This is a genomic window from Microbulbifer rhizosphaerae, from assembly GCF_014191725.1.
GTDB classification, from domain to species: domain Bacteria; phylum Pseudomonadota; class Gammaproteobacteria; order Pseudomonadales; family Cellvibrionaceae; genus Microbulbifer; species Microbulbifer rhizosphaerae.
On sequence record NZ_JACHWZ010000004.1, the window covers coordinates 260,256 to 286,182 of the forward strand.

The following is a 25,927-nucleotide window of genomic DNA, read 5'->3' on the forward strand; positions in this document are numbered from 1 at the left end:
TTGGCCGATCTAGCCTTTTTCTTTTTTCTCCTTGCCGCCATTGCCATTGGCTGGCTGTTGGGGCGCAGGAGTATCAGGAAGAAAGCGGACTGCAGTGACAAGCAGCAGGCCCTGGCGCGCTCCTATGCCCAGGGGCTCAACTACCTGCTCAGCGAGCGCCCCGACGACGCCATCGACAAATTCATCGACTCGCTGGAAGTCAGCAGCGCCACTTTCGACACCCATCTGGCCCTGGGCAATCTGTTGCGCAAGCGCGGTGAGCACGACCAGGCCATCCGCGTGCACCAGAATCTGCTGGCGCGCCCCAGTTTGCCAAGGGTCAGCCAACAGAAAGCGCAGTTGGAACTGGCCCGGGACTATATTGCCGCCGGCTGGCTGGACAGGGCTGAGCGCCTGTTGCAGGAACTGGTGGAGACCTCATCGGAACTTCGCAATACCAGCCTGGAGCACCTGGTGGAGGTGTATCGGGACGAGCGCGAGTGGGCCAAGGCGATTCACGCGGTCAACCTGCTGCACGGGCGGCGCTTCAAGCGACTGTCGTCAGAGTGGGCACCGATCCAGGCCCACTTCTGCTGCGAGCTGGCGGAGGAGGCGATCAATGGCAAAGACTACCTCAGCGCGCGCAAGCATATCGACGCGGCACTGGGTTACCACCGTAATTCAGTGCGTGCGAACCTGCTCTGGGGCCGGCTGGAATACCTGCTCAACCGGCCGCAGGAAGCCATCAGGGTACTGCAGCGGATCCCGCGGCAGAGCCCGGATTATATTCCCGAAACCCTCGACCTGCTGATTACCTGCTACAGCGAGGTGGGCGACGAGAAGGGGCTCGATAAATACCTGGAGACCCTGCTGCGCGAACACCCCTCCAACAGCGTGCTGATCGCCCTGACCGAGCGAATCCACCAGCGGCAGAGTGAGGCGGCAGCAGCGGCCTTTATGGGCAAGCAACTGGCCCTGCGCCCGTCGCTGCGCGGCCTGGGCCACTTCCTCGATCTGCATATCGACAGCACCCAGGGACGCGCACGGGAGAATCTTTCCCTGTTGAAAACCCTGATTGACCAGTTGATCGCCAGCCGCCCCCACTACCGCTGCAGTAATTGCGGTTTCTCCGGCAACCAGTTGCACTGGCTGTGTCCCAGTTGCAAGCACTGGGATTCGGTGCGCTCGGTCAAGGGTGTGGAAGGGGAATAATCAATGGCCGCTGAACTATCGATCAATCTGTAGGGTGCGCCGCGCGCACCACTGAGAGGTATTTTTTTGCAAACGCGAGTTTCTTCTCCGGTAATCGTCGCCCTGGACTATGACAACGCCGATTCGGCACTGGCAATGGCGGATCGATTGGACCCGCAACTCTGTCGCGTCAAGGTGGGCAAGGAGCTGTTTACCGCCGCCGGGCCGCAGCTGGTCAGGGAGCTGGTGGCGCGGGATTTCCAGGTCTTTCTGGACCTCAAGTTTCACGATATCCCCAATACCGTCGCCGCTGCGGTCAGGGCTGCGGCGGAACTGGGCGTGTGGATGGTCAATGTACACGCCAGCGGCGGCAGCCGGATGATGCGCGCGGCGATGAAGGCGCTGGAGGAGTTCGGCGAGAGCAAGCCGCTGTTGATCGCTGTTACGGTGTTGACCAGTACCGCCCCGGAGGAACTGGCGGAAACCGGCGTGGCACGGCCGTTGCAAGACCAAGTCCTGGCACTGGCTGGGCTGGCGCAGCGCAGTGGCCTGGACGGTGTGGTCTGCTCCGCCCGCGAGGCGCAGTTGCTGCGCGCGGCCAGCGGCGGTGATTTCGCCCTGGTGACACCGGGGATACGTCCGAGCGGTTCCGCGGCCGATGACCAGAGGCGCGTTGTCACACCGGAGCAGGCCCTGGAGTGGGGTGCCGATTACCTGGTGATCGGGCGCCCGATCACCGCAGCGGCAGAGCCCGCGGTCGCGCTGCGGGAGATCCTCGAGGAAATCGCTTAAAAAACAGCCATTTGTGTAATGGCGTGTAATGCGATTGCACCCACAAACGGGAAATAAACTGATAGAGTGTGCCGCGGCGGAGACCCCGACTGGCCCGGTTGACACAAATTCGTGCGCAGCCGGCAGCTCCGGAGAGCATTGCCAGTTATTGTTGCGGCAAGAGAACACACGGAAAAGACAGATGGCGCGTTGGGTGGTAATTGGCGGCACTGGCACTATCGGCGGAGCCCTATGCCGCCACCTGGTATCGGCCGGGCAGCAGGTGCTGTCCGTCTCCCGCGCCCCTCGCGGCCCCGAGGGCTGTGAACACTTCTCCTTCGCGCTCCTTCCCGAAAACGATTTATCCGAGCTCTTCCGCGCCGGAGACCAGGTTGTCTATGCCGCTGGCCTGGCCGGACGCGGCGACTGCGAACGAAACCCGCAGCTGGCGCGCTGGCTCAACAGCGATTGTCCGGTAGCGCTGCTGCGCGCCGCTGATAGCGCTGGTGCAGAGTCATTTGTATACCTTTCCAGCGTCAAGGCATTGCGCCCGCCGGCCGGGGTCCTGGCAAATGAGGACAGCGGAATCCCGGCGGCGGATGTCTATGGTCGCAGCAAGTGGCTTGGGGAGCGGCAATTACTCGCGGAGCCGGTGCGCTGCAGACTCAACCTGATCCGCCCGGCCTCCGTTTACGGCGGTGATTCTGCCGCAGCCCGCGCCCAGCGCTGGCGCGGGCTGTTGCGCACCTGGGCGCGTCTCGCGCCACTGCCGGCCAGCGGTTGCCGAAGTTTTGTCAGCCTGTCGGACCTGCTGGCGGCCATTGCGCTGGTAGCGGAGGCGGCTGATTGCAACCGGGAGATATTTATCGCCGCGGAGCCGCGCTTTTACGATCTGGCGGCCATCGCCTCTGCCGCCAGCGGTGCGCGGACCCGGGCCTGCAGTTGGCTCACGCGGCTGCTGCTGGCACCAGTGCGGCCCCTGCGCCGGCTGCCTATTGCGCACAAGCTGCTCGAACTGGAGCAGAGCGAACTCTACAGTGCCGCCCGTTTGCGCAGCACGTTGCCCTGGCGGGCCGAGGGGCGATACAGCGAATTTTTGCGGGGTGTTTCGTGAGCGGTTTGCCCGGAAACTGGTTCTTTCTGGTGCCGCTGGCGGGGGCGGTAAGCTATGGGGTGATGGTGCTGTTGCTGTCGCGCATGCGCGAACTGGCCCTGGATCTGCCCAATCACCGTTCCCTGCACGAGGCGCCGGTACCCCGCACCGGCGGCTGGGCCCTGCTGGCCGGCTGTGCGCTGGCGCTGATGTTGAGCCCGGCGGTATTGCCAGTATCGGTTTTCACCGGGTTTGGGTTGCTGTTGGCGGTGTCGGCGCTGGATGATCTGCGCCATGTTTCCGCCCGGGTTCGCCTGCCGGTACACCTGCTGTCGGTGGCACTGTTGATCGTCGGTCTGCCGCAGCCGCTGGCTTGGTGGTGGTATCCGCTACTGCTGGTCGCGGGGGTGTGGATGATCAACCTGTACAACTTTATGGACGGGATGGACGGCCTGGCCGGCAGTATGACAGCCGTGGGTTTTGCCACCCTGGGGTTGATCTGTGCATGGAGAGGGCAGGGAGACCTGGTGGGCATCTGTGCCTTGCTGGTAGTTACCGCCCTGGTGTTCCTGCGCCACAACTGGCCCCCGGCAAATATTTTCCTGGGTGACGCAGGTTCCACTGCCATCGGTCTGGCGGTGGTGGCAGTCAGCCTGTTCGGCTGGCAGCGGGGGGCTTTCGGTCTGCTGATGCCTGTTGTGGTCTTTGCGCCCTTCTGGCTGGATGCCACGGTGACATTGCTGCGTCGCATGGTGGCGGGCAAGCGCTGGTGGGAAGCGCACCGGGAACATTTTTATCAACGCAGCGCGTTGCGTATCGGGGTAAAGAGAACGCTGTACCGGCAACTGGGATTTATGCTGTTCACGTCTATACTGGCGCTGATGTTGATGCTATTCGATCTGGGTTGATCGATCGCCGCGATTCAGGGGTGGCGGCGGCAAGGAAATAAAAAATTTAGGGGGTGGAGTGAAACGCGTCTTACGCACAACTCAGAAACATTACAAGCCGACTTTGATGCTGTTGTACGACCTGTTGGTGCTGGCCGGCGCATTTTTCGTGGCCATGACGATCCGGGTCAACGACCTGTCGCCGGCCCTGGAAATGGAGATGTTGATCTGCCTGGGGCTGACCCTGGGTTCCAGCAGTTTTATCTTCATGCGCCTGGGGCTCTACCGCACAGTGATCCGCTATATGGGCCAGCAGGCCATCGTGGCCGTTCTGCAGGGAGTCACTGCCTCGGCGGTTGTGCTGGCGGTCGCTTCCTATCTCACCTATGCGGGAGTTCCCCGTTCGGTTCCAGTAATTTACTGGTGTTTTGCGCTCATTGCAGTAGGTGGTTCCCGCTGGCTGGTGCGTATCTACTACCAGATGGCGCTGGAGATCCACAAAACCCGGGTGGCTATCTACGGCGCCGGCACCGCCGGCCTGCAGCTCTACAAGGCGCTGGTGCACGGTGAAATCTACAAGCCGGTCGCCTTTTTCGATGACAACGCCTCCAAACAGAACACTCTGATCGACGGAGTGTTGGTGTACAACCCGGCCAATATTCTCGATATCGTCGCCGAGCGGGATATTGCCGAAGTGCTGTTGGCCATGCCCGGCGTTCCCAAGCGCCGCCGCCGTGAGATCACCCGCAGCCTGCGCGAGCGGGGGTTGGTGGTGAAGGTGATTCCCGGGCTGGAGGAGCTGGTGGATAGCGCCGGGCGTACCTCCGACTTGTCGCAGATCTACGAGAATGTTCTCGGTCGCGCGCCGGTGGAACCACAGAAGTCCCTGATTGCCGAGTCCATTAGCGGCAAAGTGGTTCTGGTCACCGGGGCGGGCGGTTCCATTGGTTCGGAACTTTGCCGCCAGATAGTGCAATGGAGCCCCAGGCAACTGGTGATGGTGGAGACTTCCGAGTACGCCCTCTACCAGATAGAGCGGGAGCTCTACCAGCAGCAGCAGGATGAAGGGCTGCAGGTGCCGGTGACCGTGCTCTTGGGGGACGCGCGCGATCGGGCGCGCATGGCGGAGATTATCCAGTCCTTCGGGGTGCAGACCATTTACCACGCCGCGGCCTACAAGCACGTACCGCTGGTGGAGCAGAATGTGGTGCTGGGCGCGGACAACAACGTGCTCGGCACGCTCTCGGTGTTGGAAGCGGCGGAGGCTTGCGAGGTGGAGCAGTTTGTGTTGATTTCCACCGACAAGGCGGTGCGCCCCACCAATGTGATGGGGGCTACCAAGCGCCTGGCGGAGCTCATCTGCCAGGATTTCGGCCGTCGTTTTGGCAAGACCCGGGTGTGCATGGTGCGATTCGGCAATGTGCTGGGCTCGTCCGGCTCGGTGATCCCGCTGTTTACCGACCAGATCAACGCCGGCGGCCCGGTCACCGTGACCCACCCCAAGGTCACCCGCTATTTCATGACCATACCGGAAGCTGCCCAACTGGTGTTACAGGCCGGCAGTATGGGACGCAACGGCGAAGTGTTCGTGTTGGATATGGGCGAACCGGTGCGTATCTTCGACCTGGCCCGGCGACTGATTCACATCATGGGGCACACGGTGCGTGACGAGGAGAACCCCGAAGGGGACATCGAGATCCAGATCAGTGGCCTGAGACCGGGAGAGAAGCTCTACGAGGAACTGCTGCTGGGGGACAAGGTTTCCGGCACTGACCATCCGATGATTATGCGTGCGGAGGAGGAGCGACTCTCCAGTGAGCGGCTGCAAATCCTGCTGGGGGAGCTGCGTGACGCTTGCAGTCGCCATGACTGCGAGGGGGTGCATCGCGTACTGACCGACGCGGTTAAGGATTACATGCCCAAGCACAGCCTGGTGGACACAGTCTGGAATCAACACCGGCTGCAAGGACCAATGCGCAGTGTGGGTCCGGCACAAGTGAAACGGCTGCCGGTGGCGGAGGACAGGACGATCGGCTAGCGGTTTTTGATTGGAGGTCGGGCTGCTCGTCCGGCCAGTGTGGGTAAAATTTACTGACCGAAAATAAAAAAGGGCCGCATCGCTGCGACCCTTTTTTATTGCTGTTTGGCTCCGCCTGCTGGGCTCGAACCAGCGACCCAATGATTAACAGTCATTTGCTCTACCAACTGAGCTAAGGCGGAATATCTTTGCGGCCAGTGCCGTTCAGATGGCGCGTATCTTATAGACGGCCCCCGTGCAGGTCAACCCCTTTTTTTCGCTTTAACTGATTGATTTGTCAGCGTTTATATCCGTGCCTACAATCCTGAACTGGCCCGGAGAATGGTGGAGACTATGGAATCGCGTCCGTTTCAAGTGGTGTGCAATTACAATCCGGCGGGTGACCAGCCCGCCGCGATAGAGGCGTTGGTAGAGGGAGTGGAAGACGGTCTGAGCCATCAGACCTTGCTGGGTGTGACCGGCTCCGGCAAGACTTTCACCATGGCCAACATCATCGAGCGGGTGCAGCGGCCGGCCATTGTGATGGCCCATAACAAGACCCTGGCGGCACAGTTGTACGGGGAGTTCCGGGAGTTTTTTCCCAAGAACTCGGTGGAGTACTTCGTCTCCTATTACGACTACTACCAGCCGGAGGCCTATGTCCCTTCCTCGGATACTTTTATCGAGAAGGACGCCTCGGTCAATGAGCATATCGAGCAGATGCGCCTGTCCGCCACCAAGGCGCTGATCGAGCGTCGCGATGTGATCGTGGTAGCCACTGTATCCGCCATCTACGGCCTCGGGGACCCGGACAAATACCTGAAGATGGTGCTGCATCTGGACCGCGGCGACCTGGTGGACCAGCGCACCATCCTGCGCCGCCTGGCGGAGCTCCAGTACACCCGCAACGACACCGACTTCCGCCGCGCCACCTACCGGGTGCGCGGCGACGTGATCGACATCTATCCGGCGGACTCGGATATGGAGGCGGTGCGCCTGTCCCTGTTCGACGAGGAGATCGAGGAGATCACCCTGTTCGACCCGCTCACCGGCGAGATGCTGAAAAAAGTGCCGCGGGTGACCATCTTCCCCAAGTCCCATTACGTGACCCCGCGGGAGACCATCGTCAGCGCCATCGACCAAATCAAGGAGGAGCTGCGCGAGCGCCTCAAGCAACTGCGTGACAACGGCAAGCTGCTGGAGGCCCAGCGGCTGGAGCAGCGCACCAAGTACGACCTGGAAATGATGCAGGAGCTGGGTTACTGCAACGGGGTGGAGAACTACTCCCGCTACCTGTCCGGTCGGGGCCCCGGCCAGCCGCCGCCCACGCTGTTCGACTATTTGCCCGACGACGCGATGCTGTTTATCGATGAGAGCCACGTTACCGTGCCACAGATCGGCGGTATGTATCGAGGCGACCGCTCGCGCAAGGAGACGCTGGTGGAATACGGTTTCCGCCTGCCCTCGGCGCTGGACAACCGCCCGCTCAAGTTCGAGGAATGGGAGCAGCTGGCGCCGCAGGCTATCTTCGTTTCCGCCACTCCCGGCCCCTACGAAGCGGAGCACGCCGGCCAGGTGGTGGAGCAGGTGGTGCGACCCACCGGCCTGGTGGACCCGCAAGTGGAGATTCGCCCCGCGACGACCCAGGTGGACGATGTCCTCTCGGAAATCCATCGCTGTACGGATGCGGACCAGCGGGTACTCATTACAGTACTCACCAAACGCATGGCGGAGGACCTTACCGAGTACCTGGACGAAAGTGGTATACGCGTGCGCTACCTGCACTCGGATATCGATACGGTGGAGCGGGTGGAGATTATCCGCGACCTGCGCATCGGCGAGTTCGACGTACTGGTGGGGATCAACCTGCTGCGCGAGGGGCTGGATATGCCGGAAGTGGCGTTGGTGGCCATCTTCGATGCGGACAAGGAGGGCTTCCTGCGCTCCGACCGCTCCCTGATCCAGACTATTGGCCGCGCCGCGCGCAACCTGCATGGGCGGGCCATTCTCTACGCGGACAGAGTCACCGACTCCATGAAGCGCGCGCTGGAGGAGACGGAGCGGCGGCGACTGAAGCAATTGGAGTTCAACGCCGACCACGGCATTACCCCCCAGGGCATTCGCAAGAGCGTGGCGGACATCATGGAAGGCGCCGTCGCCCCCGGCGTGCCGGCGAGAGGCCGTCGCAAAGTGGCGGAAGGGAAGGGTGCCTACAAGGTGGACCGCAAGCCGCTCACCGACCAGCAGCGCTGGGCGCGTATCGAGGAGTTGGAAGAGCAGATGTACGGACACGCCAAGAACCTGGAATTCGAGGCCGCCGCCAAACTCCGCGACGAAATCACCCGCCTGAAAGCAGAGCAGTAGTCCCCGGGACCGCGGAGCTCCAGCTCCGCAAGCGGACCGAAGGGCCGCCCTTGGTGGCGTGGGATCGAGAGCTGTGGCGGCCCCTCTACCGGTGACTTTTCGCGAGACACGGGCTGGGGGTCCCCCTTAAATACATCCTTGCACGCTCGGCGTCGGCATCCATGCCTCCGACGGTCCCGCAAACAGCCACCGGCGTCAGGAATCTTTGCCGTCAATCGCTTTGTTGGATTCCTGGTCTGTAGGAGCGGCCGTTGGCCGCGATCAGACTTGCCGGCAGAGTGTCCACTAAGTTGTTGAAAACCCAAAAATCCGATGCTAAAGTTCGCGCTCTTCGCAGCACGGGGTTCCCGGGTTGCAAGGTTTAGACCCGTAGCTCAGTTGGTTAGAGCGCTGCCTTGACATGGCAGAGGTCAGCGGTTCAAGTCCGCTCGGGTCTACCATCCTATATTTTTTATGCCCGGCCTTTCGCCGGGATCATGCTGCCTTTGGTAGGGGCGGCCACTGATAGAAAGGAAGTACAATGCCCGTTGTCACTCTCCCCGACGGTTCCCGTCGCGAATTCTCCAAGCCTGTTTCCGTGCACGACATTGCCGCCGATATCGGCCCCGGCCTGGCCAAGGCTGCGCTCGCTGGCGTGGTGGACGGCAAAGAGGTCGATACCAGCTATGTGATCGATCGCGACGCGGAACTGGCAATCATTACCGACCGCCAGCCGGAAGGGCTGGAGGTGATCCGCCACTCCACCGCGCACCTGCTGGCCCAGGCGGTGAAGCAGCTGTACCCAGGCGCCCAGGTCACCATTGGCCCAGTGATTGAGGACGGCTTCTACTACGACTTCGCCTATGAGCGCCAATTTACTCCGGAAGACCTGGAGAAAATCGAGCAGCGCATGGAAGAGCTGGCGAAGGAAGATATTCCGGTCAGCCGCCGCCTGATGCCGCGCGATGAAGCGGTGAAGTACTTCCGCGACATGGGCGAGGAATACAAGGCGAAGATCATCGCCGATATTCCCAGTGATCAGGACATCTCCCTGTATCGCCAGGGCGACTTCGAGGACCTGTGCCGCGGCCCGCACGTGCCCTCCACCGGCAAACTGAAAGCGTTCAAGCTCACCAAGGTGGCCGGCGCCTACTGGCGTGGCGACGCCAACAACGAGATGCTCACCCGCGTCTACGGCACCGCCTGGGCCAACAGGAAAGACCTGAAGGCCTACCTGCACCGCATCGAGGAGGCGGAAAAGCGCGACCACCGCAAGCTGGCGAAGAAATACGATCTCTTCCATATCCAGGAAGAGGCGCCGGGCATGGTATTCTGGCACCCGAATGGCTGGACCATCTACAGCACCATCGAGCAGTACATGCGCCGTCGCCAGCGCGAGTACGGCTACAAAGAGATCAAGACCCCGCAACTGGTGGATTTCTCTCTATGGCGCAAATCCGGCCACGCGGACAAGTTCGGCGACGACATGTTCACCCTCACCAGTGAGGAGCGCCAGTTCGCGATCAAGCCGATGAACTGCCCCTGCCACGTGCAGGTGTTCAACCAGGGCCTGCGCAGCTACCGCGATCTGCCCCTGCGCCTGGCGGAGTTCGGCTCCTGCCACCGAAGCGAGCCTTCCGGTTCCTTGCATGGCCTGATGCGCGTACGCGGCTTCGTGCAGGATGATGGTCACATTTTCTGTACCGAAGGGCAGATCCAGTCGGAAGTGTCCGATTTCATGGATCTGCTGCACTCGGTATACAAGGATTTCGGTTTCGAAGAGGTTATCTATCGCCTGTCCACCCGCCCCGAACAGCGGGTGGGTTCCGACGAGAGCTGGGACAAGGCGGAAAAGGCGCTGGCCCAGGCCCTGGACGCCGCTGGCTTGCCCTGGGAAGAACTGCCGGGAGAGGGGGCCTTCTACGGCCCCAAGATCGAGTTCTCCCTGAAGGACTGTCTGGGTCGGGTGTGGCAATGCGGCACCATCCAGGTGGACTTCTCCATGCCGGGCCGCCTGGATGCCCAGTATGTGGCGGAAGACGGCTCCCGCCAGACCCCGGTGATGTTGCACCGGGCGGCGCTGGGTTCCTTCGAGCGCTTTATCGGCATTTTGATCGAGCACTATGAGGGCGCTTTCCCCGCCTGGTTGGCGCCCCAGCAGGTTGCGGTGCTGAATATCACTGACCGGCAGGCCGGATACTGTCGCGAACTGGAGTCTCGCCTCGCTGCTTTGCAATATCGTGCCTCGGCCGACTTGAGAAACGAGAAGATCGGCTTTAAAATCCGCGAGCACACGCTACAGCGTGTCCCTTATCTGCTGGTGATCGGTGATAAGGAAGTGGAGAGCCAAACGGTCGCCGTGCGCACACGCAGCGGTGAGGACCTTGGAACCATGACTTTTGAGTCATTCCTGGAGATCCTCGACCGGGACGTGGATCGCCGCGGCCGTTTGTCTATTTCTGAAAATTAACGGAGACGATAGTTATTAAACGAGACAGCAGCAAGGGACGGTCCAAAAAGGCCCGCATTAATGATCAGATTGAGGCGTCAGAACTGCGCCTGATTGGCGCCGACGGCGAGCAGGTGGGCATAGTCACCCTGGAAGAAGCGCTGGAGGCCGCGCAGAAGGTCAATCTGGATCTCGTTGAAATTGCGCCGGACTCCGATCCGATAGTCTGTAAAATCATGGACTACGGAAAGCACATTTTTGAGGCCAAAAAGGCCAAAAATGCTGCCAAGAAGAAACAGAAGCAGCAACAGATCAAGGAAATGAAGTTTCGTCCCGGTACCGATATCGGCGACTACCAGATCAAGCTGCGCAACCTGACCCGCTTCCTGGAAGCGGGGGACAAGGCCAAGATTTCCCTGCGCTTCCGCGGCCGGGAAATGGCGCACCAGGAGCTGGGTATGGAAATGATGCAGCGCATCGAGAAAGACCTGGAAGAGCTGGGAACCGTAGAGCAGCGGCCGAAAATGGAAGGTCGCCAGATGATCATGGTGATTGCTCCCAGCAAAAAGAAGAAGTAAGGCCCCGGGAAGCCATTCCCGGGCCTGCTCGGAGAAGTGATTGGGCGACGGCTGCCTCCTCACTCTCACAATGCCGCCGGTATCTGTCGGCGGTTTTTACACTAGGTGCCTGTTCACAGGCGCATAATTACTTTGGAGTACAAAATGCCGAAAGCAAAAGTACACAGTGGCGCCGCCAAGCGCTTCAAGAAGACGGCTGCGGGTTACAAGCACAAGCACGCCAACAAGAGCCACATCCTCACCAAGATGACCACCAAGCGCAAGCGTCAGCTGCGTGGCACTCAGACTATGAACAAGTCTGACGCCGGACTGGTCGATCGCATGTTGCGCGCCAAGTAATTGGCCCATCGGAAAAGGTTTAAGAGGATACAATCATGGCCCGTGTAAAACGTGGTGTAGAGGCGCGTCGTCGTCACAAGAAAATTCTGAAGCAGGCCAAGGGTTACTACGGTGCGCGTTCGCGCGTATTCCGCGTAGCCAAGCAGGCGGTGATCAAAGCCGGCCAGTACGCTTACCGCGACCGTCGCGTTAAAAAGCGCAACTTCCGCGCTCTGTGGATCACTCGTATCAACGCCCAGTCCCGTGCTGAAGGCATGAGCTACAGCCGCCTGATCGCCGGTCTGAAAAAGGCGGAGATCTCCCTGGATCGCCGTGTCCTGGCCGATCTGGCGGTATACGACAAAGCCGCTTTTGCTGCCGTAGTTGAAAAAGCCAAGGCAGCCCTGGCGGCGTAAGCTGCCACTTCAGTTGCAAGACTGAATACAAAAAATAGGGAAGGGCTGTTGTGGCCCTTCCCTATTTTTTTATGGAGTTTCCGCTATTTTTTAAACGAAGTTGGATTCAAACGGGAATAGTTCGATGCAAGATTTGCAGTCCCTCACCGAACAGGCGCTGGAGCTGGTGGAGCAGGCCGACGGCCTGGCGGCACTGGACCAGGTGCGCGTGGACTACCTGGGCAAAAAGGGCCAGCTCACCGCGCTGCTGAAAAGCCTGGGCAAACTGTCGGCGGAAGAGCGGCCGGCAGCCGGTGCCAGGATCAATGAAGCCAAGCAACAGGTGCAGGAAAAGATCAACGCGCGCCGCGACCAGTTGGAGCAGGCCGCGATTGACGCCAAACTGGCGGAAGAGACCATCGATGTCACTCTGCCCGGGCGCGGTGAGGAGCAGGGCAATGCGCATCCGGTGACCCGCACCATGCGCCGAATTGAAGAGCTGTTTGTGCGTCTCGGTTTCTCCGTGGAAGAGGGGCCGGAGATCGAGGACGACTACCACAACTTCGAGGCACTGAATATTCCCGCGCACCACCCGGCGCGGGCGATGCACGACACCTTCTATATCGATCCGTCCACGGTACTGCGCACTCACACCTCTCCGGTGCAGATCCGCACGATGGAAAAGGCCGCGCCGCCGATTCGTATCATCTGCCCGGGTCGGGTCTACCGCTGTGACTCCGACGTGACCCACTCGCCCATGTTCCACCAGGTGGAAGGGCTGGTAGTGGATAAGGGGGTCAGCTTCGCGCACCTGAAAGGCTGCGTGGACCAGTTCCTGAAAGCCTTCTTCGAGGCCGATGTGCCGGTGCGCTTCCGCCCGTCCTACTTCCCGTTCACCGAGCCCTCTGCGGAAGTGGACATCCAGTGCACCGGCTGTGGCGGCGAGGGCTGTCGTGTCTGCTCCGGCACCGGCTGGCTGGAAGTGATGGGCTGCGGCATGGTGCACCCGAATGTGTTCACCGCCTGTGATATCGACAGCGAAACCTACTCCGGCTTCGCCTTCGGCATGGGCGTGGAGCGCCTCGCCATGCTGCGCTACGGCGTCAACGACCTGCGCCTGTTTTTCGACAACGACCTGCGTTTCCTCAAGCAGTTTTGATGCTCCCCTCTCCCGCTTGCGGGAGAGGGGCCGGGGGAGAGGGGCCGGGGGAGAGGGCCCCTGGGAAGGCCGAGCTCCAGCTCGGCATGCGGGCCGCAGGCCCGCCCGCCGCAAGGCGACTGTAGGAGCGGCCCATGGCCGCGATCGGAATTCCCGACAGCACTGAACTGACATCGATCGCGGCCATGGGCTGCTCCTACAAAGAAAAAAACAGACAGCGCAAAACAGAATTCAGAATAGAGACAGCACTATGAAATTCAGCAACTCCTGGCTGCGGGAATGGGTAAACCCGCAACTGACCGCACAGGAACTGGCCGACCAGATCACCATGGCCGGCCTGGAAGTGGACGGCGTTGAAAAAGTCGCGGGCGAATTTTCCGGTGTGGTGGTGGGCGAGATCCTCGCCTGTGAGCAGCACCCGGATGCGGACAAGCTGCGCGTGTGCAAGGTCGCCGGCCACCCGGATGGCGAAATGCAGGTGGTCTGCGGTGCCCCCAACGCCCGCGCCGGCATCAAGATTCCCTTCGCCCTGGTGGGCGCTGTGCTGCCGGGTGACTTTAAAATCAAGAAAGCCAAGCTGCGCGGCGTCGAGAGCTTCGGCATGCTGTGCGCCCAGACAGAACTGGAACTGGGCGAGGACAGCGGCGGCATCTGGGAACTGCCGGACGACGCTCCCACCGGCAAGGCGTTGCGCGAATACCTGCAACTGGATGACGAAACCATCGAAGTGGACCTGACCCCGAACCGCTCCGACTGCCTCGGCATCGCCGGCATCGCCCGCGAAGTGGGCGTGCTCAATCGCTGCCCGGTGCAGGGCCCTGAAATCGCCCCGGTGGCGGCGCAGATCGACGACAGCCTGCCGGTCTCCCTGCACGCCGGCGACGCCTGCCCGCGCTATGTGGGCAGGGTGATCCGCAATATCGATATCAATGCCCAGCCCCCGCTGTGGATGCAGGAGCGCCTGCGCCGCAGCGGCCTGCGCTCAATCGATCCGGTGGTGGACGTCACCAACTATGTGTTGCTGGAACTCGGCCAGCCCATGCACGCTTTCGATCTGCAAAAACTTAGCGGTCGCATCAAGGTGCGCCTGGCAGAGCAGGGCGAGCAACTGACCCTGCTGGACGGCCAGGAAGTCAAACTGCAGGCCGGTACCCTGCTGATCGCTGACGAGCAGAAGCCGCTGGCCATGGCCGGCGTCATGGGCGGTAAGGATAGTGCGGTAACCGGGAGCACCAGCGATATTTTCCTCGAGAGCGCCTTCTTCAACCCGCTGGCCATCGCCGGCAAGGCGCGCTCGTATGGCCTCCATACGGATTCCTCGCACCGATTCGAGCGCGGTGTCGATTACCGGCTGCAGGAGAAAGCCGTCGAGCGCGCCACCCAACTGCTGCTGGAAATCGTCGGTGGTGAACCGGGCCCGGTGCACCTGCGCGAACTGAGCGAGCTCATGCCCGCGGAGCGCCATATCACCCTGCGTCGCGCGCGGGTGGAGAAGGGCCTGGGCGTGGCCCTGGCGGACGACGAGATCGTCGATATCCTTACCCGCCTGGGCCTGGAGAAGATCGATCAGAGCGCCGAGGGGTGGACCTTCCTCGTCCCCAGCTTCCGCTTCGATATCGCCATAGAGGCGGACCTGCTCGAAGAGCTGGCGCGGGTCTACGGCTACAACCGCATTCCCAGCGAGAGCTTCACCGCCGCGCTGGATATAGTGCCCCAGCCGGAGCGCGAGATATCCCACGAGAGTCTGGACCAGACACTGCTGGCGCGCGGTTATAACGAGGCGATCACCTTCAGCTTTATCGACCGTGAATCCGCCGTACTCTTCGACCCCCAGTCCGAACCGGTGGCCCTGCAGAATCCAATCAGTGCCGACCTGGCGGTGATGCGCACCTCGCTGGTGCCGGGCCTGAGCAAGGCGCTGCAGTACAACCTGAATCGACAGCAGAGCCGGGTGCGCCTGTTCGAGTCCGGCCTGCGCTTCGTGCCGGGCGGCGATGACGTTACCGAGCTGCGCCAGGAGCCGATGCTGGCAGGGCTGGTCTACGGCAGTCGCTTCGACGAGAACTGGACCGGCGGCAAGGATGTGGTAGATTTCTACGATATCAAAGCCGATGTGGAGGCCCTGCTGGCCCACTATGTTGCCGGGGAGGGCGCCGAAGACGAGTTCCGCTTTGTCGCCGGCCAGCACCCGGCCCTGCACCCGGGCCAGTGCGCGAAGATACTGCGCGGCGATGTCGAGATCGGCGTAGTGGGGGCCCTGCACCCGCAATTGCAGAAGAGACTGGACCTGCCCAAGTCCGCCTTCGTATTCGAATTGAGCCTCGAGGCCCTCGGCCAGGCCCGTCTGCCGGCTTTCCGCCCGCTGTCGAAGTTCCCGGAAGTGCGCCGCGACCTGGCCCTGCTGATCGACGCCGACGTACCTGCCGCCAGCCTGGTGGAAACCGCCGTCGAAGCGGCCGGCGAAACTTTGACGGACCTCAAGATTTTTGACGTTTACCAGGGCAAAGGTATTGATTTCAATAGAAAAAGTGTCGCCATGGGCTTGACGTTTCAGCATTCGTCGCGCACCCTTAACGACGACGAAATCAATGCCGCGGTAGATGCGGTGGTCCGACAACTAGAACAAAAATACAACGCCAGCTTGCGCTAGCCGGGTCTCTGCTCCGGGGTGCGAGTTGTTTGGCACCCCGAGAGCGTCTGCGACCGGGTTGAAAGCCGCCGCGGTTTGGGCCGCTTCCGATCCGGAGCCGGGACGCCTCTGAATCTGTTGGTAGGAACCAATGACAGAGGCACTGACCAAGGCCGGGCTCGCCGAAAAACTGTTCGAGGAGCTGGGCTTCAACAAACGCGAAGCCAAAGAGATCGTCGAATATTTTTTCGAGGAAATCCGCAACGCGCTGGAAAATAACGAGCAGGTCAAACTCTCCGGTTTCGGCAACTTTGACCTGCGGGATAAAAGCCAGCGTCCCGGGCGCAACCCCAAGACGGGAGAGGAGATCCCCATCTCCGCGCGCCGGGTGGTGACTTTCAAGCCGGGACAGAAACTCAAGGCACGAGTAGAAGAACATGCTGGAAGCAAGCAACAATAGCGAACTGCCCACAATCCCGGGCAAGCGCTATTTCACCATTGGTGAAGTCAGTGAACTCTGCGCAGTCAAACCCCATGTACTGCGCTATTGGGAACAGGAATTCCCCCAACTCAGCCCCGTCAAGCGCCGCGGCAACCGCCGCTACTACCAGCACCAGGACGTGATCCTGATCCGCCAGATCCGCGCGCTGCTGTACGAGGAGGGCTACACTATCGGCGGAGCCCGCCTGCAGATGGAGACGGGCAGCGACAAGGTCAACAGCGTCCAGCTGCAACAGGTACTGCCCCAGGTGATCGCCGAGCTGGAAGGGGTGCTGGTCCTGCTGGACAGTTGATTTCCGCGTGTGCAGAAAGCGCAAATCCGGGCTTGCAATCCGCCGCCACTTAGGTATGATTTGCGCCTCATCGCCAAGCGATGTTCCTTATAAATCAAGCACTTAACGCCGATCTAGGTGAACAGACAGGAGCTTGGTTTAGCTATGTCGGGGTGTAGCGCAGCCTGGTAGCGCACCACACTGGGGGTGTGGTGGTCGTCGGTTCAAATCCGGCCACCCCGACCATTATTTGATCGAAGAGCCCGCCGTTGAGCGGGCTTTTTTGTGTCTGAAATTTAAGTCTGTATTGAGTCCGGGCGAGTGAGGGGCTACGTTGGATCAAAGCTTCAGACTGCCCGTGTGACGAGCCCCTGTATTCACGTTTGGAGCTTTGGAAGCGAATAGCTACTAGATGAGGGGGCATACTAGATTGGGTTGCTGCCGTGGCGGGCTCTTTTTCTTGTGGACCGTAAGCCAGGGCTATGCGGGCAAGAAGAGTGTCAGTCGAGGCGACCTGGACGCAGTCAAAACCACTGCCCAGGTGGAGCCCCAGTTAGACGCCTATCGGTTATCCGCTAAGGAAATGACTAAAAAAAACAGCTGCGGGATGAAGCCCATCAGTCCGCTCGCCTGGCGGAGCATTTGGGTGCCGCCACCGATCCCCGTCCCCACGAACTCTGTCACGCTCATGCCATTGTCAGCGGGGCGCATAAAGGTGCCGCAACGCAGCGGGCTATCATGGCCGCAATAGGTATGCGTATTGATGACGCTCACAATGGTTGCTGGTTGCCAAAGAATACCGCCGCTATATCGCAGATGCCTAGACGCCTGAGAGAGGCTGTGCCACACAGTCGAATTCACCGATATGACTACATGCGGTCCGTCGAAAAAGTCTTCTATAGAAAAACCGTCAGCGCCGGCGAAAGAGTCAGCTGTTATGTGATGCAGTAATTTCAGTAAGGGGCACGTTGATTTTAACTATTGGCCTGCAATGATTCGATAACAGGGAATATATTCCTTGCCGGGCAGTTTCATTCTTTGCTGCTTAACAAAAGACTCCAGCAAGGTATCAATGCTGTGCATTATTGCCGGGTCACCGCGTAACTCATAGGGACCATATTTTTCCACGGTTCGAATACCTTCGTCTTTGACGTTGCCGGAAACGATTCCGGAAAACGCGCGGCGCAGGTTGGCAGCCAGCAGGTAAGTTTCCTGGTTTTTGTGTAATGCGAGATTAAGCATATTCTTGTGGGTGGGGGCAAACGGTCGTTGGAGCTCTGTTGACACCTTCAGTTTCCAGTTGAAGTAATAGGCATCGCCGGTCTCTTTGCGGTGTTGCTGCACCTCTTGGATGCCTGCGGCCATTTGCCGTGCCACTTCCGGAGGGTCATCAATAATGATCTGGTACCTTGATCTCGCTTCTTCGCCCAGGGTCGAGGTAATAAACTGGTCAATGCGAATAAAGTAGTCTTCGGCGCTGGCAGGGCCGGTAAAAATCACCGGAAAGGGTTGCTCCTTGTTTTCTTCATGCAGGAGTATGCCCAAAAGATAGAGAATCTCCTCGGCGGTACCTGCGCCGCCAGGAAATACGACAATTCCGTGGCCGGTGCGCACAAACGCCTCCAGTCGTTTCTCGATGTCCGGCATGATGACAAGCTGATTGACGATTGCATTTGGTGCTTCTGCCGCGATGATGCCCGGCTCGGAAATTCCGAGGTATTGACCGTACCGGTCGCGTTGTTTAGCGTGGCCTATAGTGGCGCCTTTCATTGGGCCTTTCATTGCGCCCGGGCCGCAACCGGTGCAGATGTCGAGATGTCTCAGCGCCAGCTCATAGCCTACCGTTTTGGTGTAATCGTATTCCTCGGCTGAGATGGAGTGCCCACCCCAGCACACCACCAACCTGGGTATGCGGGCCCGGTCAAAAGTACCGGCATTACGTAGGATATGGAATACCGCGTCGGTAACCCCCTGCGCAGATACCAGATCGTAACGCGGGTCGCCGGTAATTTCGCTGTTCACGTAGATAATGTCGCGGAGTACGGCAAAAAGGTGCTCGGCGATACCACGGATCATCTTGCCATCTACAAAAGCACTGGCAGGGGCGTTTTTGACCTGGAGTTTTACGCTGCGTTCTGTCGGGATAACCGAAATATCGAAGTCGGCATAAGTTTCCAGGAGCTCCTTACCGTCATCCATATAGCTGCCGCTATTGAGTACGGCCAGAGAACAGTTGCGGAAAGTCTGGTATTGAGGGCCGCGGCTTTCTTGACTGAGCTTGTGGATTTCGTACTTGGATAGAATATCAAACTGCTCGGTTGGTGATACTTGTGCATCGATGAGATCCGTAGACATGCAACCCTCAATAAAGCTGAAAGATTCTACAGTACAGGAAGTGCTGTACTGGGGCTATAGAAGTGTAGTCTAAGTTGTTGATTACACTCTTTATATATTAAGCTTTGGATTGAAATAACTCTAATAATAGAGGCGAGGGGTATAAACTTAATTTGACTCTAAGCGTCAGTGGCCAATCGACGCAAGAAATTCAGCAATCTTGTCGTTAACCCATTCCGGCATCTCCTGCCCAATCCAGTGTCCCGCCTTTGTCACCGCGCAGAGTCGCAGATCGCTGCACTGGTGGTGCATATCCAGGCCGATACTCTCGGCATAGCGGTGGGTCCAGTCCTTACTGCCCGTCAGGTACATGGCCGGCACGGTGATGGTGTTGTCTTTCTGTGCGGCCGTTCGCTGCCAGGTGCGTTCGAAATTGCGGTACCAGTTCAGCGGCGGCTCGAAACCGTGGCGCTGGTAGCGGCTGACGATGTAGTCGAGGAAGTCCTGCGGCATGTAGTCCGGGCGCTTTTCCGGCAGCGTGATGCGCTCCAGCAGGCCCGCGTCGCCACCGCCTTGCTGCAGCAGGTCGAACTGGCCGGTGAGGATTTTTTCCAGGGAAAGGGGGATATCCCGGTTCAGTGCTTCATGGGCGGCGGCGTTCTGGAAATCGATAATATAGAAGTAGTTGTTGCCCATCTGCCGCTTCAGAGCACTCAGGGTATCGGTCTGCCCGCGCCCGAACCAGGGGATGCTCAGTCCGCCGACGCCCTTGATACGCTCGGGGTGCAGCCAGGCGGTGTACCAGGCGACGATGCAGCCCCAGTCGTGGCCGATAATCACGCCCTGTTGCTGGTCGTAGGCGTCGAGCAGGCCTATGACGTCGGCTGCCAGCTCCACGGTGTCATAGGCGGCGACGTCTTTGGGGGCATCGCTGTCGCCGTAGCCACGCATCTCCGGTGCCACCACCCTGTAACCTCTGTCCACGAGGAATTTGATCTGGGGTCCCCAACTGGCCCAGCACTCGGGAAAGCCGTGCAGCAGGAAAATCAGCGGGCCTCCGCCCGCCTCGGCGACATTCAGGTTGATGCCATTGGTGGGCACGGTGCGAAATCGGATGCCGTGGTGGTCCAGTCCGTAGGGCAGTTTCTGGCTCATCGCTGTCTCTTTTCCTTCCTTGGCCAATGACTCCGGTCAGAGTAATCGTTTAGGCGGATATTGAACAGGGTTCGTCGCTCGTGGTGTTCCGGTTGCTGTCGTGCCCCGGCAGGCCGCAAATATTTGTTTACACTGCCCCGGTAGCGGAATAAATTACGCGCGAGATCCCTGGTTGGGCCAACTGCTGGCCCGTCCCTCTCCAGGCGCTCCCTACCGCCGTGTTGGCCCGTCCGGGTCACAGGCCCGATTGACGTACCGAGATCATCCAGACGGGTCACATGCTCAGTTATCGCCACGGTTTTCATGCCGGCAATTTTGCCGACGTGTTGAAGCACCTTGTGCTGGTGGAAATCCTTGCCTACCTGCAGAAGAAGGACAAACCCCTCGACTATATAGACACCCATGCCGGTGCCGGCCTGTACCGCCTCGAGGGCGGAATGGCGGCGAAGAATTGCGAGTATGGCAACGGCATCGCCCGTCTGCTGCCGGGAGATCCCGGCCTGCCGGCGTTGCAGCCATACCTGGATCGGGTGATGGCCCACAATGCCGGTGGTCGATTACGGCTTTACCCGGGCTCTCCCGCCATCGCCTGCGGCCTCTTGCGCCCGCAGGACAAGGCGTGGTTGTTCGAGCTGCACACGGCCGATATCGAGCAGCTCCGTCGGGCGTGCGCGGGCCGGAATATCCATATCCGTGGGGAAGATGGCTTCAGGGGGCTCGCCGCGCTGCTGCCGACACCGTCCCGCCGCGCACTGGTACTGATCGATCCGTCCTACGAGTTGAAACAGGATTACCAACGCGTGGTCGATGCGCTCAAGCTGATCCATCGAAAAATGCCCACTGCCACAGTGGCACTCTGGTATCCGGTGGTCGAGCGGAAACGTATTGACCAACTGGAGCGCCAGATCGTCACTTCGGGCATCCGCCGTGTGGAACAGTTTGAGCTGGGTGTCCGTGCCGACACCGACGGCCGTGGCATGACGGCCTCCGGCATGATTGTGGTTAATCCGCCCTGGACACTGCGGGCCACAATGGCGCAGCTATTGCCGTCGCTGGCGAGGCTGCTCAGTGAGGATGGCGGGGAACATCAGCGTATGCAGAGCCTGGTTGGGGAGTGATCGCTGGTTAGCTGGGGGCGGCCGAGGAACCAGTTTGCGCCACCCGGCGTTTCGCGGGTGACCGGCGCCCGGTTCTTGCGGTAGGAGGTTTGTGCGAAATATGGGCGCGCCTGAGGTGCGCTCGCGCAAAAATTCGTTCCCGCCCCGGAGTGCTGCCGACGCGGGAACGATCCTAGTCCGGCTATTGTTGACGGAGCATGTTCATGCAGCGGTTGAACTGGCGCATGTAAATCTTACCGCCTATGGACGGGTTGCGGTTCGCGTGTTCCGCCGCCCAGTTGCGACATCCCTCTTCGCTATTTATGCGAATACGCTGCTCCGGCAGGCTGCGACGGTAAAAGCGCGGCTGTTCGGCCCTGATCAAACCGCGGGGCGCGCTCACCTCGTAGAAATAACCGCCCTGCGGATGATAGCGGTAGAAGGTATTGCCGTGTTGATAGTAAGTCTGCCCCCTAACCTGGACCTCGGTGGCACCGGAGGGCAGCTGGCGGAGTTGCTCTTGCGCTTGGCTATAGCCGGCGAGAGAGCACATCAGTATCAAGGGTATTAGAAAACGCATTGTGACTTCCTCCTCTTCCGATGTGCTTGGAAGTCTATTCACTGGGAACGCCAACCCCCAATTTGATTGGTTCGGCTGGGGTCGCAATGCGGGAAAATGTGAACAAAGCGGCGGCTCTGGTCACATGCTGTTCGGCTGCTCTCAGAAAGATTATGAACCAACTCTAAGGCTCTTGCATGGCGCTGCACGTGCCCGTTCCGGCGATAGGCACTATTCCGGTATCTGCCAGCCAAAAGCCTGAATTAATGACGCGAATGGCCCGCGCGGCGGTGCGATCAGGTTCAGGCGTTTGCCGGTCACCGGGTGGTCCAACTGGAGTTGCAGGGCGTGTAGCAGGAGCCTGCCGCAGCCAAACTGCTCGGTGAAGAAGCGGTTGTGCACCGACTTGCCATACTTTGGGCAGCCGATCAGCGGGTGGGAAATATGCTTGAAGTGGCGGCGGATCTGGTGCCTGCGGCCGGTCTTCAACTGTATTTCCACAAAGGAATAGCGGCTGGTGGGATAGCGGTCGACGGAATAGGGCAGTTCGATGGTGGCCAGCCTGCGGTACAGGGTGACGGCAGGTTGGCGGGGTAAGTCAGCCTTGGGGTGTTTGCGCTGGTGTTTGAAATCGGCGACCGGCGGCAGCGGGTGGTCGATAACGCCCTCTTCGGGGCTGTAGCCCCGGCAGACGGCGATATATTTTTTAACTGATTTCTCGCTTTGGAGCTGCGCCTGGACCTGTGCGGCAATTTCGCCGCTTTTGCCGAAGACGATTACCCCGGAGGTCGGTTTGTCCAGACGGTGGATTGGGTACATGTGGCAGCCGGCCAAGTCGCGCAGGTATTGCAGTAGTATCCTGTCTTCACGGGGATCTATTTCGGAGCGGTGCACCAGCCATCCCTCGGGCTTGTAGGCCGCGATAAGATAGGCATCTTCAAAGAGGATGTCCGGGTGCATACTATGGTACCAACGGGAAAACCTAGCCGACGATTGTATCGTGGAGGTGGTTTCCTTTCACGACAGAATTTTTTAGTAGGGAGGCTTTGAATAAGTGTCCCCGGATGCTTTCTTAAAAAGATTGTATCAATTGGACATTTCCTGTTGACATCTTATCTTCCTTGGTTAAACTCGCCCGCTCTCTCGAACAACCTCCAACAAGCTGTGGTCCACAACCACAGAAGAGCATGAAAAAGGAGCCATGAAATGCGATATCAACATCTAAAAAATCAGTCTATCTGACACCTTTCATGTGCTCGCGCTTGAAAGGTGACACTGCCTTTCAAGCCAGAAACTTCCTGAAGCCCTGGCATACGCCGGGGCTTTTTGCATTCTGATATCTTGAAAGGCAATTTCAATAAGAACGTGGAGTAATCCAGGGATTCGTTATGCCTGTAAAAATGGTACTAAACAAAAATGCGCCGCCGGGAACTGTACCGGTAAAAATCTACACCGATGAGATCGAACCGGCGGCATTGCAACAACTGAAAAATATCGCCCAACTGCCGATTGTGCATTCACATGTGGCGGCCATGCCCGATGTGCACCTGGGTAAGGGCGCTACCGTGGGGTCCGTGATTCCCACCGTCAGCGCCATTATCCCGGCGGCAGTGGGCGTGGATATCGGCTGCGGCATGAATGCGGTGCGTACATCGCTACATGCCCACCAGCTGCCGGACAACCTGAAGGCATTACGGGATGCCATTGAGGTGAAAGTACCCGTGGGCTTCGGCCGTCACAAGATGGTCAACGCCCGGGAATCTGCCTGCAAACGTCTTGCTCCCGGTGCGGACAGGCTGTTCGGAAAGCACCCGGAGTTGCTGAAGAAGTTGCGTCAGCCGCAGCAGACCTGGGTGACCCAGCTTGGGACTCTGGGCGGTGGCAATCATTTTATCGAGATCTGTCTCGATGAAAGCAATGCGGTCTGGGTGATGCTGCACTCCGGTAGCCGCGGTATCGGCAATGCGATCGGCCAGCACTTCATCCAGCTGGCGAAGAAAGATATGGCGGGGCATATGCACAACCTGCCGGACAGGGATCTCGCCTACTTCAGTGAAGGCTGCGGTCATTTCGATGATTACATCGAGGCGCTCAACTGGGCCCAGGAATACGCCCGGGTCAACCGCCAGGAGATGATGAAGCTGGTACTCGGCTGCCTGCGCGAGCAGTTGCCCGAGTTCACCCCGACATCCGAGGCGATCAACTGCCACCACAATTACGTGGTGCGGGAGGAGCATTTCGGTCGCGATGTCTTTGTGACCCGCAAAGGGGCGATTAGCGCGAAGCAGGACCAGTTGCGGATTATCCCCGGCTCCATGGGGGCCAGGTCGTTCATTGTGCGCGGCCGCGGCAATGCCGATTCCTTCTGCTCCTGTGCCCACGGCGCGGGGCGGAAGATGAGCCGCACGGCGGCCAGGAAGCGCTTTACCCGCAGGGATCTGGAGGAGCAGACCAAAGGTATCCAGTGCAGGAAAGACAGCGGTGTGATCGACGAGATACCCGCCGCTTACAAGGATATCGATCAGGTGATGCAGAACCAGACCGACCTGGTGGATGTGGTCCATACACTGCGCCAGGTAATTTGTGTAAAAGGTTAAAGGAGGAACCGCGCATGCGCGTGGGTTTTAGATATGAACGTCAAATTAGCAGAGGAGATTGTGGCCTGCCTGATGAGGGGAGAGCGCACCAAGTACTATTACTTTAAAGACAGGTATGCCCTGGCCATGTTGTGGCACTACTGTCGCGATGGTATGCGGGTGGGTGCTCTGCGGCAGAGCCGCCTGGGGCGCCTGCTCAGCAAACCACTGGTGCGGCAGGTGTTGAGCCAGTGCGGCGATGGCGTGGTGCGCCCGGAAAATCTTGCCAGCTACTGGCCGGAGCGTTTCCACTGCTACACCCTGAGCTTGGGATTGTGGGGCAGTGCCCGCTCAAGCTGTTGGTATCAGACATCGCGGGCCGGGTACAACCTGGTGCTGCAGCTGAACTTTTCCAATCTGCACGACAGGCACTACCGCAGGCTGAAACTGGACACCGATTGCTCACCGTTCGATTTTGCCTGCCACCCCACCAGCCGGGTGCGCAATACCCTGGCTTGGTCGCGGATCGACCTGGATCTGGAGTCAGATACGGCTCTGATCGAGGAGGTCCAGAACGACTGGTTGCGGGAGGCGCGCGAACTGTACGAACAGGCAAAGCAGTGCCTCGAGGCGAAGGGATCAAGGCGGTCGGGGCGGCGCTGGTATGAGTCTTTTCCGCCGGAGCGGGCGGTGGACTACTTCGAGATGGCCATAGAACCTCACCTGGGTCTCTGGTCGGAAGCCATGCTCTCGGCCACCATCGAGTTTTTGCTGGAGGAGATCGGTGTTGGGAAGATTTTTTACCACAGTTGGGAGACCGGCTGTAAGGTAAAAAACTGCCGCCCGCCCAGGTCGGTGTACTCCAGCCTGCCGGAAAAATTCTGTTTTCAGCGGGTCTCCCGCGGGCCGCAGTTTCTGTACGACGATAGATCGTCGAGGAGGAAAATGAGAAAAATACAGAACCAGAACTGGTATTTATTGGATTTCAAAGAGAGGGAAGATGCCTATGAAAAAGAACAAGCCGCGTAATCATGTTGCGCTTAATCCTCTGCTTCGCAAAGGTGGTGCCCATGTCAGGGCGAAGTCCGGCGAGCGGTTTGCCAACAGACAGAAAATGCTGAAGGCAGCGCGGGAGTGGAAAAGCTCCCGCGATTTTTGTGTAGAGTGCGGTGGGGCTCCGAATGCCGTTCTATGGCCAACCCGCCAAGGGCCCGACATATACCCAGCGCTTCTTGTGCAATTTAAATAGCGAAATTTCGTGCAATACGCGCTCTGCGCCATCCTCCAGATACCAAGCCTTGAACTCCACCACCGATTTTTTTAATCCCCGCTTACTCCTGACCACTTCCAGCCTTGACCACTGAGTCTGCAGCTCATCGCCATCCAATTCCGGGCAGGTCTCCGGGTGCCATGATTTGCGCAGATAGGGCAGGTTGCCGGTGACATAGGCGCTGTAGCGGCTGCGCATCAGGGTTTCGGCGTTGTTGGGGTAGGTCTGGCCGGAGAGATACAGCTGGCAGCACTGCTGCAGGGGCTTTCCGGAGCCACAGGGGCAGAGTTCTTCGGTCATGGAGGTCTTCGGTGGGCTTGTGTCGGGCCGAATGATAGAGGGGGCTGCGGTAAA

Annotated in this window: 24 protein-coding genes and 3 tRNA genes; 20 read left to right on the plus strand and 7 right to left on the minus strand. The window is 59.6% G+C overall.

Going from position 1 to position 25,927, the window contains the following annotated elements:
• The 5 genes from lapB (at position 1) to FHS09_RS06000 (ending at position 5,959) form a co-directional block, all read left to right on the plus strand.
• The gene (lapB, locus tag FHS09_RS05980; RefSeq protein WP_183457744.1) at positions 1-1,191 is read left to right on the plus strand and encodes a lipopolysaccharide assembly protein LapB; all 1,191 of its coding nucleotides are present in this window, start codon (positions 1-3) and stop codon (positions 1,189-1,191) included.
• A gap of 66 nt (positions 1,192-1,257) precedes the next feature.
• Positions 1,258-1,962: an orotidine-5'-phosphate decarboxylase gene (pyrF, locus tag FHS09_RS05985; protein WP_183457747.1), complete on the plus strand. Its 705-nt coding sequence runs from the start codon at positions 1,258-1,260 to the stop codon at positions 1,960-1,962.
• Positions 1,963-2,143: 181 nt separating this feature from the next.
• Positions 2,144-3,055 (plus strand): NAD-dependent epimerase/dehydratase family protein, encoded by a 912-nt coding sequence (locus tag FHS09_RS05990; protein WP_183457748.1) that lies wholly within the window; start codon positions 2,144-2,146, stop codon positions 3,053-3,055.
• A complete protein-coding gene (locus FHS09_RS05995) occupies positions 3,052-3,942 on the plus strand; it encodes an MraY family glycosyltransferase (RefSeq protein WP_183457749.1) in 891 nt (296 codons plus the stop codon). The genes FHS09_RS05990 and FHS09_RS05995 overlap by 4 nt, the downstream gene beginning before the upstream one ends.
• Before the next feature lie 58 nt (positions 3,943-4,000).
• On the plus strand, positions 4,001-5,959 hold the full coding sequence (locus tag FHS09_RS06000) for a polysaccharide biosynthesis protein (protein WP_343057412.1): 1,959 nt from the start codon (positions 4,001-4,003) through the stop codon (positions 5,957-5,959).
• Between the two features lie 106 nt (positions 5,960-6,065).
• Here the strand turns inward: FHS09_RS06000 and FHS09_RS06005 are convergent.
• A tRNA-Asn gene (locus FHS09_RS06005) sits at positions 6,066-6,141 on the minus strand.
• 151 nt (positions 6,142-6,292) lie between these two features.
• Here FHS09_RS06005 and uvrB point away from each other — a divergent pair.
• The 11 genes from uvrB (at position 6,293) to FHS09_RS06060 (ending at position 16,828) form a co-directional block, all read left to right on the plus strand.
• Entirely contained in the window at positions 6,293-8,302 is a 2,010-nt protein-coding gene (uvrB, locus tag FHS09_RS06010; RefSeq protein ID WP_183457750.1) for an excinuclease ABC subunit UvrB, read from the plus strand.
• Positions 8,303-8,665: 363 nt separating this feature from the next.
• Positions 8,666-8,742, plus strand: a tRNA-Val gene (locus FHS09_RS06015).
• 80 nt (positions 8,743-8,822) lie between these two features.
• The gene (gene thrS, locus FHS09_RS06020; protein WP_183457751.1) at positions 8,823-10,751 is read left to right on the plus strand and encodes a threonine--tRNA ligase; all 1,929 of its coding nucleotides are present in this window, start codon (positions 8,823-8,825) and stop codon (positions 10,749-10,751) included.
• A gap of 14 nt (positions 10,752-10,765) precedes the next feature.
• Complete coding sequence (gene infC / locus FHS09_RS06025) at positions 10,766-11,308, plus strand: translation initiation factor IF-3 (RefSeq protein WP_183457833.1); 543 nt, start codon at positions 10,766-10,768, stop codon at positions 11,306-11,308.
• 144 nt (positions 11,309-11,452) lie between these two features.
• Positions 11,453-11,647, plus strand: coding sequence for a 50S ribosomal protein L35 (gene rpmI, locus FHS09_RS06030; RefSeq protein ID WP_183457752.1), 195 nt, complete (start codon positions 11,453-11,455; stop codon positions 11,645-11,647).
• A 35-nt stretch (positions 11,648-11,682) separates the two neighbouring features.
• Positions 11,683-12,042, plus strand: coding sequence for a 50S ribosomal protein L20 (gene rplT / locus FHS09_RS06035; RefSeq protein ID WP_183457753.1), 360 nt, complete (start codon positions 11,683-11,685; stop codon positions 12,040-12,042).
• A gap of 124 nt (positions 12,043-12,166) precedes the next feature.
• Complete coding sequence (gene pheS, locus FHS09_RS06040; protein WP_183457754.1) at positions 12,167-13,180, plus strand: phenylalanine--tRNA ligase subunit alpha; 1,014 nt, start codon at positions 12,167-12,169, stop codon at positions 13,178-13,180.
• 250 nt (positions 13,181-13,430) lie between these two features.
• The gene (gene pheT, locus FHS09_RS06045) at positions 13,431-15,830 is read left to right on the plus strand and encodes a phenylalanine--tRNA ligase subunit beta (protein WP_183457755.1); all 2,400 of its coding nucleotides are present in this window, start codon (positions 13,431-13,433) and stop codon (positions 15,828-15,830) included.
• A gap of 130 nt (positions 15,831-15,960) precedes the next feature.
• Complete coding sequence (gene ihfA / locus FHS09_RS06050; RefSeq protein WP_183457756.1) at positions 15,961-16,269, plus strand: integration host factor subunit alpha; 309 nt, start codon at positions 15,961-15,963, stop codon at positions 16,267-16,269.
• Positions 16,247-16,603 carry a MerR family transcriptional regulator gene (locus FHS09_RS06055; protein WP_183457757.1) on the plus strand — a complete coding sequence of 119 codons (357 nt, stop codon included), beginning with the start codon at positions 16,247-16,249 and terminating at the stop codon, positions 16,601-16,603. The genes ihfA and FHS09_RS06055 overlap by 23 nt, the downstream gene beginning before the upstream one ends.
• 148 nt (positions 16,604-16,751) lie before the next feature.
• A tRNA-Pro gene (locus FHS09_RS06060) sits at positions 16,752-16,828 on the plus strand.
• Positions 16,829-17,143: 315 nt separating this feature from the next.
• On the opposite strand, the gene FHS09_RS22730 is transcribed toward FHS09_RS06060, so the two are convergent.
• Positions 17,144-17,356, minus strand: coding sequence for a hypothetical protein (locus tag FHS09_RS22730; RefSeq protein WP_246394578.1), 213 nt, complete (start codon positions 17,354-17,356; stop codon positions 17,144-17,146).
• Here FHS09_RS22730 and FHS09_RS23370 point away from each other — a divergent pair.
• The gene (locus FHS09_RS23370) at positions 17,276-17,533 is read left to right on the plus strand and encodes an AHH domain-containing protein (RefSeq protein ID WP_425487764.1); all 258 of its coding nucleotides are present in this window, start codon (positions 17,276-17,278) and stop codon (positions 17,531-17,533) included. The two genes, FHS09_RS22730 and FHS09_RS23370, sit on opposite strands and share 81 nt — an antisense overlap.
• A gap of 27 nt (positions 17,534-17,560) precedes the next feature.
• Here the strand turns inward: FHS09_RS23370 and ppnN are convergent, their stop codons facing one another.
• Together ppnN and FHS09_RS06075 are read right to left on the minus strand one after the other, a co-directional pair.
• Entirely contained in the window at positions 17,561-18,937 is a 1,377-nt protein-coding gene (gene ppnN, locus FHS09_RS06070; protein ID WP_183457759.1) for a nucleotide 5'-monophosphate nucleosidase PpnN, read from the minus strand.
• Positions 18,938-19,102: 165 nt separating this feature from the next.
• The gene (locus FHS09_RS06075; RefSeq protein ID WP_183457760.1) at positions 19,103-20,071 is read right to left on the minus strand and encodes an alpha/beta fold hydrolase; all 969 of its coding nucleotides are present in this window, start codon (positions 20,069-20,071) and stop codon (positions 19,103-19,105) included.
• A gap of 278 nt (positions 20,072-20,349) precedes the next feature.
• Between FHS09_RS06075 and FHS09_RS06080 the strand changes: the two genes are divergently transcribed.
• Positions 20,350-21,189 carry a 23S rRNA (adenine(2030)-N(6))-methyltransferase RlmJ gene (locus FHS09_RS06080; RefSeq protein WP_183457762.1) on the plus strand — a complete coding sequence of 280 codons (840 nt, stop codon included), beginning with the start codon at positions 20,350-20,352 and terminating at the stop codon, positions 21,187-21,189.
• A gap of 181 nt (positions 21,190-21,370) precedes the next feature.
• Here FHS09_RS06080 and FHS09_RS06085 read toward each other — a convergent pair whose 3' ends face one another.
• Together FHS09_RS06085 and FHS09_RS06090 are read right to left on the minus strand one after the other, a co-directional pair.
• On the minus strand, positions 21,371-21,748 hold the full coding sequence (locus FHS09_RS06085; protein WP_183457764.1) for a hypothetical protein: 378 nt from the start codon (positions 21,746-21,748) through the stop codon (positions 21,371-21,373).
• A gap of 210 nt (positions 21,749-21,958) precedes the next feature.
• Positions 21,959-22,687: a pseudouridine synthase gene (locus FHS09_RS06090; protein ID WP_183457766.1), complete on the minus strand. Its 729-nt coding sequence runs from the start codon at positions 22,685-22,687 to the stop codon at positions 21,959-21,961.
• A 428-nt stretch (positions 22,688-23,115) separates the two neighbouring features.
• Here FHS09_RS06090 and FHS09_RS06095 point away from each other — a divergent pair, with 428 nt between their 5' ends.
• A complete protein-coding gene (locus FHS09_RS06095) occupies positions 23,116-24,324 on the plus strand; it encodes an RtcB family protein (protein WP_183457768.1) in 1,209 nt (402 codons plus the stop codon).
• A gap of 33 nt (positions 24,325-24,357) precedes the next feature.
• Positions 24,358-25,332, plus strand: a complete 975-nt coding sequence (locus tag FHS09_RS06100) for a hypothetical protein (RefSeq protein ID WP_183457770.1) — start codon at positions 24,358-24,360, stop codon at positions 25,330-25,332.
• A 160-nt stretch (positions 25,333-25,492) separates the two neighbouring features.
• Here the strand turns inward: FHS09_RS06100 and FHS09_RS06105 are convergent, their stop codons facing one another.
• Positions 25,493-25,873, minus strand: a complete 381-nt coding sequence (locus FHS09_RS06105) for a YchJ family protein (protein WP_183457772.1) — start codon at positions 25,871-25,873, stop codon at positions 25,493-25,495.
• Positions 25,874-25,927: the final 54 nt, after the last annotated feature.